The organism is Knoellia sp. B-D-2 (assembly GCF_057714695.1).
Genome location: NZ_CM173189.1, coordinates 835712 through 848765 on the forward strand (window position 1 = coordinate 835712; position 13054 = coordinate 848765).

General features: G+C 72.0%; 18 protein-coding genes, 2 tRNA genes and 1 pseudogene. 8 read left to right on the forward strand and 13 right to left on the reverse strand.

The window, feature by feature from the left end; genetic code table 11:
- Nucleotides 1-28: 28 nt before the first annotated feature.
- The 5 genes from AC3EU2_RS03965 to AC3EU2_RS03985 all read left to right on the forward strand — a co-directional run bounded on the left by AC3EU2_RS03965 (nucleotide 29) and on the right by AC3EU2_RS03985 (nucleotide 3654).
- The gene (locus tag AC3EU2_RS03965; RefSeq protein ID WP_488178434.1) at nucleotides 29-1324 is read left to right on the forward strand and encodes an aspartate aminotransferase type Ic; all 1296 of its coding nucleotides are present in this window, start codon (nucleotides 29-31) and stop codon (nucleotides 1322-1324) included.
- Nucleotides 1325-1328: 4 nt separating this feature from the next.
- Entirely contained in the window at nucleotides 1329-1739 is a 411-nt protein-coding gene (locus tag AC3EU2_RS03970) for an adenosine deaminase (RefSeq protein ID WP_488178435.1), read from the forward strand.
- 65 nt (nucleotides 1740-1804) lie between these two features.
- Nucleotides 1805-2812: an adenosine deaminase gene (locus AC3EU2_RS03975; protein WP_488179431.1), complete on the forward strand. Its 1008-nt coding sequence runs from the start codon at nucleotides 1805-1807 to the stop codon at nucleotides 2810-2812.
- Nucleotides 2802-3119: a 2-polyprenylphenol hydroxylase gene (locus AC3EU2_RS03980; protein WP_488178436.1), complete on the forward strand. Its 318-nt coding sequence runs from the start codon at nucleotides 2802-2804 to the stop codon at nucleotides 3117-3119. The genes AC3EU2_RS03975 and AC3EU2_RS03980 overlap by 11 nt, the downstream gene beginning before the upstream one ends.
- Nucleotides 3100-3654 carry a metallophosphoesterase family protein gene (locus tag AC3EU2_RS03985; RefSeq protein ID WP_488178437.1) on the forward strand — a complete coding sequence of 185 codons (555 nt, stop codon included), beginning with the start codon at nucleotides 3100-3102 and terminating at the stop codon, nucleotides 3652-3654. Before AC3EU2_RS03980 ends, AC3EU2_RS03985 begins: the two co-directional genes overlap by 20 nt.
- 25 nt (nucleotides 3655-3679) lie before the next feature.
- On the opposite strand, the gene AC3EU2_RS03990 is transcribed toward AC3EU2_RS03985, so the two are convergent.
- A complete protein-coding gene (locus AC3EU2_RS03990; RefSeq protein ID WP_488178438.1) occupies nucleotides 3680-4177 on the reverse strand; it encodes a MarR family winged helix-turn-helix transcriptional regulator in 498 nt (165 codons plus the stop codon).
- A gap of 116 nt (nucleotides 4178-4293) precedes the next feature.
- Here AC3EU2_RS03990 and AC3EU2_RS03995 point away from each other — a divergent pair, with 116 nt between their 5' ends.
- On the forward strand, nucleotides 4294-4953 hold the full coding sequence (locus AC3EU2_RS03995) for an FMN-dependent NADH-azoreductase (protein ID WP_488178439.1): 660 nt from the start codon (nucleotides 4294-4296) through the stop codon (nucleotides 4951-4953).
- A 3-nt stretch (nucleotides 4954-4956) separates the two neighbouring features.
- On the opposite strand, the gene AC3EU2_RS04000 is transcribed toward AC3EU2_RS03995, so the two are convergent.
- From AC3EU2_RS04000 to AC3EU2_RS04030, 7 genes are all read right to left on the reverse strand, one after another.
- Nucleotides 4957-5361, reverse strand: a complete 405-nt coding sequence (locus tag AC3EU2_RS04000; protein ID WP_488178440.1) for a secondary thiamine-phosphate synthase enzyme YjbQ — start codon at nucleotides 5359-5361, stop codon at nucleotides 4957-4959.
- Between the two features lie 11 nt (nucleotides 5362-5372).
- Nucleotides 5373-6446: a UDP-N-acetylmuramate dehydrogenase gene (locus tag AC3EU2_RS04005; protein ID WP_488178441.1), complete on the reverse strand. Its 1074-nt coding sequence runs from the start codon at nucleotides 6444-6446 to the stop codon at nucleotides 5373-5375.
- Complete coding sequence (locus tag AC3EU2_RS04010) at nucleotides 6446-6868, reverse strand: MaoC/PaaZ C-terminal domain-containing protein (RefSeq protein ID WP_488178442.1); 423 nt, start codon at nucleotides 6866-6868, stop codon at nucleotides 6446-6448. The genes AC3EU2_RS04005 and AC3EU2_RS04010 overlap by 1 nt, the downstream gene beginning before the upstream one ends.
- Entirely contained in the window at nucleotides 6865-7326 is a 462-nt protein-coding gene (locus AC3EU2_RS04015) for an FAS1-like dehydratase domain-containing protein (RefSeq protein WP_488178443.1), read from the reverse strand. The genes AC3EU2_RS04010 and AC3EU2_RS04015 overlap by 4 nt, the downstream gene beginning before the upstream one ends.
- 81 nt (nucleotides 7327-7407) lie before the next feature.
- On the reverse strand, nucleotides 7408-7575 hold the full coding sequence (gene rpmG / locus AC3EU2_RS04020) for a 50S ribosomal protein L33 (RefSeq protein WP_035931703.1): 168 nt from the start codon (nucleotides 7573-7575) through the stop codon (nucleotides 7408-7410).
- A 123-nt stretch (nucleotides 7576-7698) separates the two neighbouring features.
- Nucleotides 7699-7772, reverse strand: a tRNA-Met gene (locus AC3EU2_RS04025).
- Between the two features lie 43 nt (nucleotides 7773-7815).
- Nucleotides 7816-7888 (reverse strand) — tRNA-Thr (locus AC3EU2_RS04030).
- Between the two features lie 96 nt (nucleotides 7889-7984).
- On the opposite strand from AC3EU2_RS04030, the gene AC3EU2_RS04035 reads away from it, so the two are divergent.
- The gene (locus tag AC3EU2_RS04035; protein ID WP_488178444.1) at nucleotides 7985-8479 is read left to right on the forward strand and encodes an ASCH domain-containing protein; all 495 of its coding nucleotides are present in this window, start codon (nucleotides 7985-7987) and stop codon (nucleotides 8477-8479) included.
- Between the two features lie 7 nt (nucleotides 8480-8486).
- Here AC3EU2_RS04035 and AC3EU2_RS04040 read toward each other — a convergent pair whose 3' ends face one another.
- From AC3EU2_RS04040 to AC3EU2_RS04050, 3 genes are read right to left on the reverse strand one after another with little or no spacing between them, the layout of a single operon-like run.
- Entirely contained in the window at nucleotides 8487-9248 is a 762-nt protein-coding gene (locus AC3EU2_RS04040; protein WP_488178445.1) for a helical backbone metal receptor, read from the reverse strand.
- 12 nt (nucleotides 9249-9260) lie between these two features.
- Nucleotides 9261-9956, reverse strand: a complete 696-nt coding sequence (locus tag AC3EU2_RS04045; RefSeq protein WP_488178446.1) for a class I SAM-dependent methyltransferase — start codon at nucleotides 9954-9956, stop codon at nucleotides 9261-9263.
- A 19-nt stretch (nucleotides 9957-9975) separates the two neighbouring features.
- The gene (locus tag AC3EU2_RS04050; RefSeq protein WP_488178447.1) at nucleotides 9976-10737 is read right to left on the reverse strand and encodes an SDR family NAD(P)-dependent oxidoreductase; all 762 of its coding nucleotides are present in this window, start codon (nucleotides 10735-10737) and stop codon (nucleotides 9976-9978) included.
- 84 nt (nucleotides 10738-10821) lie between these two features.
- On the opposite strand from AC3EU2_RS04050, the gene AC3EU2_RS04055 reads away from it, so the two are divergent.
- Nucleotides 10822-11043, forward strand: a complete 222-nt coding sequence (locus AC3EU2_RS04055) for a hypothetical protein (RefSeq protein WP_052112482.1) — start codon at nucleotides 10822-10824, stop codon at nucleotides 11041-11043.
- A gap of 59 nt (nucleotides 11044-11102) precedes the next feature.
- Here AC3EU2_RS04055 and AC3EU2_RS04060 read toward each other — a convergent pair whose 3' ends face one another.
- Both AC3EU2_RS04060 and AC3EU2_RS04065 read right to left on the reverse strand, forming a co-directional pair.
- Entirely contained in the window at nucleotides 11103-12335 is a 1233-nt protein-coding gene (locus AC3EU2_RS04060) for a vanadium-dependent haloperoxidase (RefSeq protein WP_488178448.1), read from the reverse strand.
- Nucleotides 12336-12784: 449 nt separating this feature from the next.
- A pseudogene (locus tag AC3EU2_RS04065) lies at nucleotides 12785-13027 on the reverse strand (alpha/beta fold hydrolase); the annotation flags it as partial.
- Between the last annotated feature and the right edge of the window lie 27 nt (nucleotides 13028-13054).

Consider the following 13054-nt stretch of genomic DNA (forward strand, 5'->3'; position numbering starts at 1 on the left):
GCCGGTCCGGGTCTGCGAGCATGGGCACGTGACCGAGCCGACCACTGCCACTGCCCTGTCCGACCTCTCCGCCGACGAGCTGGAGTCCTTCCTCGGGAGCCAGCGCACGGCATACGCCGAGCTCCAGGGCCGGGGGCTCAGGCTCGACCTCACCCGTGGGAAGCCCTCGGTGGCCCAGCTCAACCTCTGCAACGAGCTCCTCGACCTGCCGACCGGGCACCTCGACGCGAACGGGACCGACGTGCGCAACTACGGCGGGCTGTCCGGGATCACCGAGCTGCGGGAGATGTTCGCCGACCTGCTGTGGGTCGAGACCGAGCAGGTCGTCGCCGGCGGCAACTCGAGCCTGACGATGATGCACGACTGCCTCGTCCAGCTGCTCCTGCACGGCGCCCCGGACTCACCGCGGCCGTGGTCACAGGAGGAGACGGTGAAGTTCATCTGCCCCGTCCCCGGCTACGACCGGCACTTCACGATGCTCGCGTCCTACGGGATCGAGATGCTCACGGTGCCGATGCACGACGACGGCCCGGACGTCGCCGCCGTGCGCGAGCTGGTCAAGGACCCTGAGGTCAAGGGGATGTGGATCGTCCCGACCTACGCGAACCCGTCCGGCTCGACCTGCTCGCAGGAGGTGGCCAGCGCGCTCGCGTCGATGGAGACCGCCGCCCCGGACTTCCGCATCTTCTGGGACAACGCCTACGCCTTCCACCACCTCACCGAGGACGAGGCCAAGAGCGCCGACATCCTCACGCTCGCCTCCGGGTCCGGGCACCCGAACCGGCCGATCATGTTCGCGTCGACCTCGAAGATCACCTTCGCCGGGTCCGGGGTCGCGTTCCTCGCGGCGTCGAGGCCCAACGTCGACTGGTACCTCGGCCACCAGCAGTTCGCGTCCATCGGGCCCGACAAGGTCAACCAGCTCCGGCACGCCCAGTTCTTCGGCTCGGCCGAGGGCGTGCGCGAGCACATGGCCCGGCACCGCGAGATCCTCGCGCCCAAGTTCGCCGCCGTCGACGAGGCCCTGGCGTCGGCGCTCGGAGGCCGCGAGGTGGCGACGTGGTCCAAGCCGTCCGGTGGCTATTTCGTCAACCTCGACGTCCTCGACGGCACCGCGACCCGGGTCGTCGAGCTGGCCAAGGCTGCCGGGATCGCGCTGACTCCCGCCGGTGCGTCGTTCCCGCACGGCCGCGACCCACGAGACCGCAACATCCGCCTGGCGCCGTCGTTCCCGGTCCTCGACGAGGTCCGGACCGCGATGGCGGGGGTGGCCACGTGCGTGCTCCTCGCCGCCGCCGAAACGCTCTCCGGCGTGCAAGGCTGAGGACATGAGCGACCAGCCGGGAACAGAGAGCTTCGACACCGACCTGGGCTCGATGAGCCTTGACGACGGCGTGGACGCAGGTGCCGGGGAGCCGGACCTGCTCGACTCGAGTGAGGGCGACAACCTGCCCTTCTCGCCCCCGGACAAGCAGTCGCGGGCGACCGAGTGGGGCACCACGGCCTTCGAGCAGGCGCAGGACGAGACCATCGACCAGCGCATCGCCCAGGAGGTGCCGGACCCGGACTCGGCCTACGGCGCTCCCGACAACGAGTCCGGTCTCGACGGCGAGGCCCCGGTCGGCGGTGACGACCCCGACGCCATCCCCGCGTCCGAGGACTACGTCGGGGAGCCCGGCCCGGAGGCCGACGACACGCGGTCGGCCGAGGAGTCGGCCATGCACATCGTCGAGGAGTGAGCGGGGCGCTCCGCCCCACGGCGACCCTGCCGAAGGCGCACCTCCACCTGCACTTCACCGGGTCGATGCGCATCGACACCGTGCGAGAGATGTCGCGGGCCCACGATCTGCGCCTGCCCTCGGCGCTCGAGGCCGACTGGCCGGTGACCTTCGAGACCCGTGACGAGCGCGGGTGGTTCCGCTTCCAGAGCCTGTACGACGCGGCGCGCGCGTGCGTGCGCGGCGAGGCGGAGATGCGCCGGATCGTGCGCGAGGCCGCCCTGGACGACGATGCCGAGGGCTCGCGCTGGCTCGAGCTGCAGGTCGACCCCACGTCGTACGCACCCTTCGTCGGGGGGATCACCCCGGCGATCGAGATCGTGCTCGACGAGGCGGCGGCGGTGTCCCGCGAACCCGGCGCGGCGCAGGTCGGCATCATCGTGGCGGCCTCACGGATGCGCCACGAGCTGGAGTCACGCACGCTCGCCCGCCTCGCGGCGCGGTATGCCGGTGAGGGGCCCGGTGCCGTCGTGGGCTTCGGGCTGAGCAACGACGAGCGCCGTGGTGAGACGGAGTCGTTCGCGCCCGCCTTCGCCATCGCCCGCCGGGCCGGACTGGCACTGGTACCCCATGCGGGCGAGCTGCTGGGGCCGGAGGCGGTCGAGCGCACGCTGTCGTCGCTGGCGCCGGACCGGCTCGGCCACGGGGTCCGGGCGGTGGAGGATCCGCGCACGCTGGAGCGGGTGGCGGCCGACGGTGTCGCGCTCGAGGTGTGCCCCGGGAGCAACATCTCGCTCGGGGTCTACGACGAGATTGAGGACGTGCCGCTGAGACGGCTCGTCGACGCGGGTGCGACGGTCGCGCTGGGCGCCGACGACCCGCTGATCTTCGGGTCGCGGCTCGTCGCTCAGTACGAGGTCGCACGGCTGCTCGAGTTCACGGACGCCGAGCTCGCCGAGCTGGCGCGCGGCTCGCTGCGGGCGTCGCGGGCGCCCGCCTCCGTCAGGGATGCGGCCCTCTGCGACATCGACGCGTGGCTGGCCGCCGACCCCGTCGGTGCGCCGGCGACACCGGAGGCGCACCGTGGCGCCTGAGGCAGTGCGCCCGCCCGAGGAGCACCCCGACCGGTGGCTCGTCGTCAACGGTCGGCGCTGGCGGCGGCAGGACCCCGAGCTGCCGCCCGAGGTCGCGCAGCGCCTCCTGTCGCACCTGGGACGCGGCCGCTCGGGTGTGCGGGCTGCCACCACGTCGGGCGAGGACCCCGCCGCGTCCCGGCGCCGGGTGGATCTCGCCAAGCACGGCCTCGGCGAGCGTGGCACCCCGTGGTGGGAGCAGGATGCCTCGGAGCGGCGCCGCCGCTGGGAGGAGGCGTTGACCGACCTTGACCGCCTCGACGACTGACCCTGACTCGGGTTCGGCCGGCGGCTCCGCGCTGAGGCTGCTGCTCATCTCCGACACCCACGTGCCCGCCCGCGCCCGTGACCTGCCCCCGCAGGTGTGGCAGGGGGTGGACGCTGCCGAGGTCGTCGTCCACGCTGGCGACTGGATGGCTCCCGCCCTGCTCGACGCCCTCGAGGCGAGGGCGACCCGCCTCGTCGGCGTCTGGGGCAACAACGACGGACCAGAGCTGCGCCGCCGGCTCCCCGAGGTGGCCCGGGTCGAGCTGGGCGGCCTGGTGTGGGGGGTCGTCCACGAGACCGGCGCCAGGGCCCGCCGGGGAGAACGCATGCGCGTGGCACACCCCGACCTCGACGTCCTCGTGTTCGGGCACAGCCACATCCCCTGGGACACCGAGCACGACGGGCTGCGGCTGCTCAACCCCGGGTCCCCCACGGACCGGCGGAGCCAGCCGCACTGCACCTACATGACGTGCACGGTGGGCGACGGCGCGATCAGCGGGCTCGAGCTGCACGCCCTGCCGTTGCGCAGCCGCTGACCCGACCGCCGACCAGGTCGCGGCGTCAGCAGCTCGGTACGGGTCCGGAGCACGCCGAGTGGTCGGTCGGTGCGTCCGCGGTGACCCGGGCGAGGAGCGACCGGAAGAGGGCGGCCTCGTCGTCGGTGAGTCCACCGAGGACGTCGCGCTCGACCTCCGCGATGCGGGCCGACGCGGTGCGCAGCGTCCGGTCACCCGTGGCGGTGAGGACGACTTGTCGGGCCCTCCGGTCCGCCGGGTCGGGTCGCCGGCTGACCATGCCGGCCTTCTCGAGGTCGTCGACGAGGTAGGTCATGACGGTGCGGTCGATGCCCAGCCGCTGCGCGATCGTCGCCTGGTTGCTGCAGACCCCCTCACCCGCGATGGAGAGGACCTGGAACCCTCGCGGACCGCCGGGCAGGTCATCGACCGCGTCCCGGGCACCGTCGAGGTAGCGCCGCAGCAGGGCGCCCAACGCCTGACCGAGGTCGATGGCGACGTCGCCGTGCGGCAGCACATCGGGAGCGTCGATCACCTTGGCCATGTCCCGAAGTCTAGCGCCACGTGTGGGTAAAGCGATCATCGTTATGCACGATGATCGGCATGACATATGATCTGCTTGGCAGACGACCCGGCCACCCTCGATCCCAGGAGCACACGATGAGCACGATCTTCCGGCTGGACTCCAGCATCCGTACCGAGGGCTCGGTCAGCCGAGCCGTCGCCGACACCCTCGAGGCGTCGATCCTCGAGGCGGAGGGCCCGGGCGCGACCGTCGTCCGCCGCGACGTCGGGCAGCATCCCCTCCCCAGCGACGTCTGGGCCACCTCCGCCTTCGCCGGCTTCGTCCCCGAGCCCGACCGCAGCGACGAGCAGGTCGCGGCCCGGGCGGTCGCCGCCGAGCTCGCGGACGAGGTCGAGGCGGCCGACGTCCTCGTCATCGCCACCTCGCTCTACAACTTCGGCGTCTCGCAGCACCTCAAGACCTGGATCGACACCCTCATCTCCGACCCGCGCTTTGCGCCGGGCGCCGAGACCGTCAAGGGCAGGCCCGCGTTCCTCGTCATCGCCCGCGGTGGCGGCTACGCCGAGGGCACCCCCCGCGAGGGCTGGGACCACGCCACCGGCTACCTGCGACGCATCCTCGTCGACGTCTGGGGTCTGGACCTCGACGTCATCGAGACCGAGCTGACCCTCGCAGAGGTCACACCGCAGATGGCCGAGCTGCGCGACCTCGCCCGCCAGCAGCTCGCGGAGTCGCACGACGCCGCGCGTGCCGGCGGCCGATCGGTCACGCTCAAGCTGCGCCGCGCCGCCTGAGGTCTAGCCCGCGAGGAAGTCGAGCCGGACGCTCCGGTCGTGGTTGTCGACGTTGAGGTCGACGAGGCAGATGCTCTGCCACGTGCCGAGGGCGAGGTGGCCGGCCGCGACCGGCACGCTGGCGTAGGGCGGGACCAGCGCCGGCATGACGTGTGACCGGCCGTGCCCGGGGGTGCCGTGCCGGTGCCACCACCGGTCGTCGGCGGGCAACAGGTCGGCCAGCGCCGCGAGCAGGTCGCCGTCCGAGCCCGCCCCGGTCTCAATGATCGCGATGCCGGCCGTCGCGTGCGGGACGAAGACGTGCAGCAGCCCGTCCCCCAGCTCCCGCACGAAGTCCGCGCACCGGTCGGTGAGGTCGAGGACGACGTCCTCGCCTCCGGTGCGCACCTGGAGGGTGAGCGTCTGCATGACGGGTCCTCTCAGAGGTCGTGGCCGACGAAGACCGGTTCGTTGACCAGGGTGACGCCGAAGCGGTCGTGCACCCCGTCGCGCACCTGCCGCGCCAGCGCGGCGACGTCGGCCGCCGTCGCCGACCCGCGGTTGGTGACCGCGAGGGTGTGCTTCGTCGAGAGCGCGGCGGGCCCCGGCAGTCCGAAGCCCTTGCCGAAGCCGGCCTTGTCGATGAGCCATGCGGCGCTCGTCTTGACGTCGCCGCTGGCGTCGGTGAACCGCGGCGGCGTCGCGCAGTCGTCGCCGAGCGCGGAGCGCACCCGCTCCGCCAGCGCGTCGAAGCGCGCCACCGACATGATCGGGTTGGTGAAGAAGGAGCCGCAGCTCCACGTGTCGCGGTCGGCGTCGTCGAGCACCATCCCGCGCCGGCGCCGCTGCTCGAGCACCGCCTCGCGGGCGTCCGTGAGCGGCACGCGGGCACCGACCTCGACGCCGAGCCCCTGGGCGAGGTCGGCGTAGGCGACGGGCCGCGAGAGGTCGGCCACGACGAACTGGAAGGTGACGTCGAGCACGACGTACTGCGAGGTCCCCTTGAACAACGAGTGTCGGTAGGTGAACGCGCACTCGGCGGCCGTGAGCGTGCGCACCGCCTGCGTCTGCCGGTCCCAGACCCGGACCCGCGCGATGGTCTGCGCGACCTCCTGACCGTAGGCGCCGACGTTCTGCACCGGTGTCGCACCGCTCGACCCGGGTATGCCGCTCAGGGCCTCGACCCCGGACCATCCCTCCGCGACCGCCCGGACGACGACGTCGTCCCACACCTCGCCCGCGGCGACGCGGACCATCGCTCCCCCGCAGGCGTCGACCGACTCCGGCTCGATCCCCGACGTCGCGATCTTGACGACCGTCCCCGGGAAGCCCGCGTCGGCGATGACGAGGTTGGACCCGCCCCCGAGGACGAGGAGGCGCTCGTCGGCGTCGTCGACCTCGCGCACGGCGTCGACGAGCTCGTCGATCGTCTCGACGACGACGAGCCGCTGGGCCGGACCACCGACCCGCATCGTCGTGTGCTCGGCGAGCGGGGTGTCGTGGAGCTCCTGCATCAGTCGAGCTGGACGACGGCGACGCAGCGGCCGAGGACCTTGGCGCCCTCTGCCGTGACCGTCATTTCGACCGTGGCGCGACCGGTGTCCGCGTCGAGCGCCTTGACGACACCACCGACCTCGATCTCCGCTCCGGCAGCCGGCACGACGACGGGCTTGGTGAAGCGGGTGCCGAACTCGACGACACGTCCCGCTCCCCCGGCCCAGCCGGAGACGACCGAGCCGGCCGCCCCCATGGTCCACATGCCGTGGGCGATGACGTCGGGCAGGCCGACGGACGTGGCGAACTGCTCGTCCTGGTGGATGGGGTTCTGGTCGCCGGAGGCTTTCGCGTAGGACACGAGGGTCTCACGCCCGACGGGCACGGTGACCGGGCCGAGGGTGTCCCCGACGGCGGTCTCGGCGACGGTGCGGACGGTCACTGGTCCTCGCCTCCCCGGACGACGATGGTCGAGGTCGAGGTGCAGACCGGCTCGCCGGCGGCGCCGAGCTCGGTGCGCGTCGTGATCATCGCGTGGCCACCGGCCATCCGGATGGAGTCGACGGTGAGCTCGCCGGTCAGCTCGTCCCCGGCGGTGATGGGGCGGTGGTGGACGAAGCGCTGCTCGCCGTGGACCACCCGGCTGTAGTCGACACCCGCCTCGGGGTCCATGACGTAGGCCCGGTCGCACTGCTGCGCGATCGTCACGGCGAACGTCGGTGGCGCGATGACGTCCGCGTACCCGGCCGCTCGCGCGGCCTCGGGGTCGCGGTGCAGCGGGTCAACGGAACCGACCGCGTCGGCGAACGCGGCGATCTCGGCCGCGCTCACGGCATACGGTCCGCTCGGTGGGTAGGTGCGCCCCACGAAGTCGGCGTTCACACCGGAGGTCTCAGTCATGGGCCCACTCTAGGGACTGGGGAACGACGAAGCCGCCCGGCACCGTGGGGTGGGGCGGCTTCGTCGGACGAGGCGCTGGGGTCAGCGGGTCTCGCGGTGCGTCGTGTGCTTCTTGCAGCGCGGGCAGAACTTCGCCAGGTCGAGACGGTCGGGGTCGTTCCGACGGTTCTTCTTGGTGATGTAGTTGCGCTCCTTGCACTCCGTGCACGCCATGGTGATCTTGGGGCGGACGTCAGTGGCCTTGGCCATCGGGGCAACCTGCTCTCGAAATTGAACGTGGTGTGAAGTGTGTCGGCACTCGCGCTGCGGGGAACGCGCGACGCCAGCACAACAGAGTACGCGAGTTCAGGTGTTCCCTGAAATCACGCGGTGTAGCGGGAGCGGGGCTCGATCCCGCGACCTCACGATTATGAGTCGTGCGCTCTAACCAGCTGAGCTACCCCGCCTTGGGGTCCGGGGTCGCCACGCGGTGGTGATGGCCCTGACCTGAGCCCCCTGTCGGAATCGAACCGACGACCTTTTCCTTACCATGGAAACGCTCTACCGACTGAGCTAAGGGGGCGTTCCAGACACCGGGTCTGGCCCGGGCTGAGTGCGTCGGAGACATTACACGGCCACCCGCGCGCCCGTGAAATCCGGGTCGTGCGACGCTGGCCCGATGATCGACGACGACGAGGTCCGCACCTTCTGGGACGTCGCCCGCGCCCACGCCAGGATCGACGGGGTCCCCACCTACTTCGGTCCCACACCGCTGGAGTCGGTGCCCCCGCCCGCGTGGTCGTTCGGGGCCGGCGCCGAGCAGGCCGACGAGCTGCTCGCGCTCGTGCTCGCCGGGACGAAGACCGCCACGGCGAGCGCGGCCCGGGACTACGAGGCCGAGGACGAGCCGCTGCCCGAGCGAGGCGCGCTGAGCATCATCCTCGACGGCTCGGGCCGGCCCCGGGCCCTCATCGAGACCACGGACGTGGCGGTCGTGCCCTTCGACCGCGTCGACGAGGAGCACGCGCGTCTCGAGGGCGAGGGCGACCGGTCGCTCGCGCACTGGCGTGACGTGCACCAGCGGTTCTTCACCGCGGAGGCCGGGCACGACCATGGGTTCGCAGCCGACATGCCGGTCGTGTGCGAGCGCTTCCGCGTCCTCTACTCCGACTGAGTGGCGGTCAGACCGGGCCGTCGAGGACGGCGCGGGCGTCCACGAGGGACGGCCCGTACCAGGTGAGCAGCCGCCCGTTCACGAGCCGGGTGGGCGTGCGTTCGAACACCTCCGGGCCGTCCTCCGCTGTGAAGACGTAGGGCTCGTCCGGGAGGAGCACGACGTCGGCACCGGCGGCGTCGAGGCGTTCGACGTCCACCGGCGGGTAGCGCCCCTCGACCCCGGCCGTGACGACCTCGAGGCCGAGACGGGCGAGCAGGTCGGCCGTGAACGTCGGGTGGCCGACGACCATCCACGGGTCGCGCCAGATCGGCACGATGACGCGGGTGTGCGGCCGCGGGGCGCCGCCGGACCACAGGCGCTCGGCGGCGACGAGCCACGGCGGCTCGTCCCAGCCGCACGCGTCGACGAGGAGCCGGCGCATCGACGCCAGGGACTGCGGCACGGTCTCGATGTCGGTGACCCAGACGGGGACGCCGCCCTCGCGGAGCCGGGTGACGTCGAGCTCCCGGTTCTCCTCCTTGTTGGCGACGACGAGGTCCGGCTCGAGCGCGGCGACGCCCGCCCGGTCCGGGTTCTTGGTGCCGCGCACCCGCGCGACGTGGAGGTCGGCCGGGTGGCTGCACCAGTCCGTGGCCCCGACGAGGGCGTCCGGCGCGGTCGCCGCCACCGCCTCGGTGAGGGAGGGCACGAGCGAGACCACCCGGCACACGGGGCGGTCGGGCAGGACCACGGTGTGGCCGAGGTCGTCACGCAGCGTGCGGCTCATGGAGGCAGGACCTCAGGCGTGGGCGACGGCGAGGAAGGTCGTGAAGGTGCCCCGACCCTGGTGGTCGCCGCCGAGCTCCTTCTCGACCGACCCGGCATCGGACACGGTGACGTCGTGGAACCCCAGGTGCCGCAGGCGGGCCGCGAACGCGTCGCGGTCGAAGCCGTCGTGACCGGTGAAGTCCCCCTGGTCGGCGTGGAAGGCGCCGGCCCGGTCGTCATCGAGATCGACGACGGCCAGCCAGCCGCCGGGGACGAGGACGTCCTTGACGCGACCGAGCAGGAGGTCCACCTCACGGACGTGGTGCAGCGCGAGCTGGGCCCACGCCCCGTCGAACCGACCGCCCGGGGCCGGGTCGGTGACGAGGTCCAGCCGCTGCGCGGTGAGGCGGTCGGCGCACCCGGCGCGGTCGATGTTGGCGCGGGCCACCTCGACCATCCCCGCCGAGGCGTCGGTGACGAGCACCGAGGCGACGTCGGCGGCGAGGGCGAGGCTGAGCTGGCCGGTGCCGCCGCCGAGCTCGAGGACCCGCTCGGTGCCGCGGAGCCCGAGGGTCGCCCGGAGCAGGGCTGCCGTGGCCCGGGCGCGCTCGACCTTGGCGGGGTCGTCGTCCCACGTGCTGGCGGCGGCGTCGAAGTGGCCGTGGTCGTGGTGGGGGTCGGGGTCGTGGTGGGAGTCGGGGTGGTGGTCGCTGTGGCTGTGGCTCATCGGGTCACCTGTCGGCGGGTCAGCGTGGGGCCATCCGCAGGGCGCCGTCCATGCGGATCGTCTCGCCGTTGAGGTAGTCGTGGTCGATGATGGCCAGGGCCAGCTTGGCGTACTCGTCGGGGCGCGCCAACCGCTGCGGGAACGGGATGCCGGCCGCGAGCCCGGCGCGGAACTCGTTGGAGACGGTCGCGAGCATCGGCGTCTCGACGATGCCGGGTGCGATCGTGCAGACGCGGATGCCGTACTGGGCGAGGTCGCGGGCGGCCGGCAGGGTGAGACCGACGATGGCGCCCTTGGAGGAGGCGTATGCCGCCTGGCCCACCTGGCCGTCGTAGGCGGCGATGCTCGCCGTGTTGACGATGACGCCGCGTTGGCCGTCGACGTCCGGCTCGGTCCGCGCGATGGCCTCGGAGGCGAGCGCGAGGACGGTGAACGAGCCGACGAGGTTGATCTCGATGACCCTGCGGTAGAGCGAGAGGTCGTGCACGCCCTTCTTTCCGAGGATGCGGGCGCTCGGACCGATGCCGGCGCAGTTGACGACGAACCGCAGGGGGACGGCCGGGTCGCTGCTCGCCCGGGCGACGGCGGAGCGGACCTGCTCCTCGTCGGTGACGTCGGTCGCGACGTAGGTCACGCCGTCCACCTGAGCGGCCTGTTCGATGCCCTGGGCGAGGTCGAGCGCGAAGACGTGGACGCCCTGCGCGGCGAGGGCGGCGGCGGTCGCGGCCCCCAGGCCGGAGGCGCCGCCGGTGACGATGGCGGAGGTCTCATGGGTCTGCATGGCCGTCATCCTGTCACTGACACGTGACCTCGTGGCCGGTGGACGGCGTTGCCGCTGGGCGCCCTTGCGGACATAATGGTGTGGATGCCCACCTCACCCGTGAACCCGCGCCCTCGTCATGCCAGCAGCCCCTTCATGGCTCAGCCCGAGCCGGTCGTCGAGGAGTTCGCGGTCGACGACCGGGTCTGTCACGACTCCTACGGCCTGGGTCGGGTCATCGGCGTCGACAGCACCGGTGCGACGGTCGACTTCAGCAGCGCGACCGTGCGGATCGCCACTCCCTTCCGCAAGATGACCAAGCTCTGACCTGAGTCCGGCCCGAGGGCCGAAGCCCCCGGGCCGAAACCCGTCCCAGGTCGGTGCCGCTAGCGGCGGCCCACCGGCTGGGCGAAGTGTGCCGCTCCGTAGTTGGCGACGTTGCGGCCGAGCAGCTGGCCCGCCACGTCTGCGCTGCGGTAGTGCAGCCCGGCCCAGATGCGGGCCTCGATGAGCTCGGTGAGCGGCTGCGTGAACGTGTCGAACGTCCGCACCGCCGACCCTCCGTGGTTCGTCGCCTTGCTCGTGATGTGGTAGGTGCCGCCCACGGGGTCGTCACCGAAGAACATGCGCAGGACCTCGGTGTGCACACCGTCCTGGCAGTTGTGTCCCGAGGTCCACTCCGGGTACGGCGCGGCGATGAGGGACGTCCACGTCGGGTCGGCGACGGTCATCGGGTTGTTGTCCTCGTCGCCGCGCTTTATGGCGTTCCAGGGCCGCCAGAAGTCGAAGTGGTACTTGTCGTTCCAGCAGGTGATCGACGCGTCGGCCCCGGCCATGTTCTGCAGGGCGAGCAGGCGCGCGCTGTCGGCGGCGTCGAGGTCCGTCCGCGCAATGAGCTGTCGGGCGACCTCGTTCCAGCTGTGGACGGGCGCGCTCTGCCACCACCGGGCAATGTAGGTCTGGTCGTCGGTCCGCGTGGAGCCGGTGGCCCGTCCCAGGGCCTTGACCTCGTTGTACTCGGTGGCCCACTGTGCACTCTCGAGATCGGGGGGCGGGGCCGAGCGGAACTGCGAGGAGCTCTTCATGAGGAAGGGCCGCACGTTGCCTGCCCACGGGGTGGGGTCGAGCGCCGCCACGCCGTTGGTGACGATCGGCTGCCAGTGCCCGGGGGCGGGGTTCGGCACCCAGGCCGACGGACCGAACCGCCCGTCCCCCCTCCTCTTGTCGAGCATGGCCTCCGCCGCGGCGTGTCCCACCCTGATGCCCTGCCGCTTGAAGGCGTTGTCCGCGATGGCGGCGAGCGAGGACTCGTAGGTCGTGGACAACGTGGTCAGCAGGTCGTCGCGATCCGGGAAGGGTGCCCGTTCCGGTGCCGTCGAGACGAGCGCGTCGAGGACGTGGAAGGCGGCCGTCGCCACCGCGGCGTCGACCGAGGCCCGGGCCCCGGCTCGTCTCTTGAGCACGTAGGGCCGGTGCTTCTTCGGCCCGATCGCGTTGACGGCGTCGTACACGGCGCCCTGGACGATGCCCATGTTGATCTGGAATGCCGGCGGGGCACCACCGTTCGGGGGCGGAACCGCGCCGAGCGTGGCTGCGGCGAGCTCGTTCCAGCGGGTCACCTCGCTGGCATCGGTCCCCGTGGGTGGTTTCGCCGTGGCGCTGTTCGTGCCGAGTACGCCCAAGAGCGCCCCAACGGTCACCGTGACGACAGCGACAGATCGACCTCGCAGCATGATGAGTCTCCTTCTCGCACCGGCATGCAGTTGTGGACTGGGTCGCACCGGGTGTCGTCAGGAGAGCGTGAATGCCGCCCGGCCACGTGATGCGGCCGCATCATCCAGTAAGGCATCGAGCCAGCGAGCCCGCCATAGTCAAAACGGAGCCGGGCTCATGGCCCCGGACCAGCCGTCGCTCGGTTCAGGGCGGCACGCCGACCGTCGCGCGGGCGACCGGTCGTCGGGCTCACCCCGGGGAGGTGTGCAGGGCGATCATGGCGATGTCGTCCTCCGGCAGACCACGCTGGAAGCGCAGGACGTCGGCGAGGACTGCGCTGACGAGGCCGTCGGGGCTACGGGCCTCGGTGATGCCATCGGTGGTGCCCGACGAAGACGACGTCGCGCAGCTCCAGCTCGCGCAGGATCCGCAGCACGTCGTCGGCGTAGCGGGTCAGGGACGAGTAGCGCTCGGGGTCGTAGTGCGCCCGCGCCCCTCCGGAGCCGACGTAGTCGAAGCGGATGACGCGGTGGTCGTCCTCGAACTGGCGGGCGACGTGGCGCCACATGTTCTGGTCGCAGCCGAAGCCGTGGGCGAAGACGACCCGCGGTGGGTGTGGCCTCGA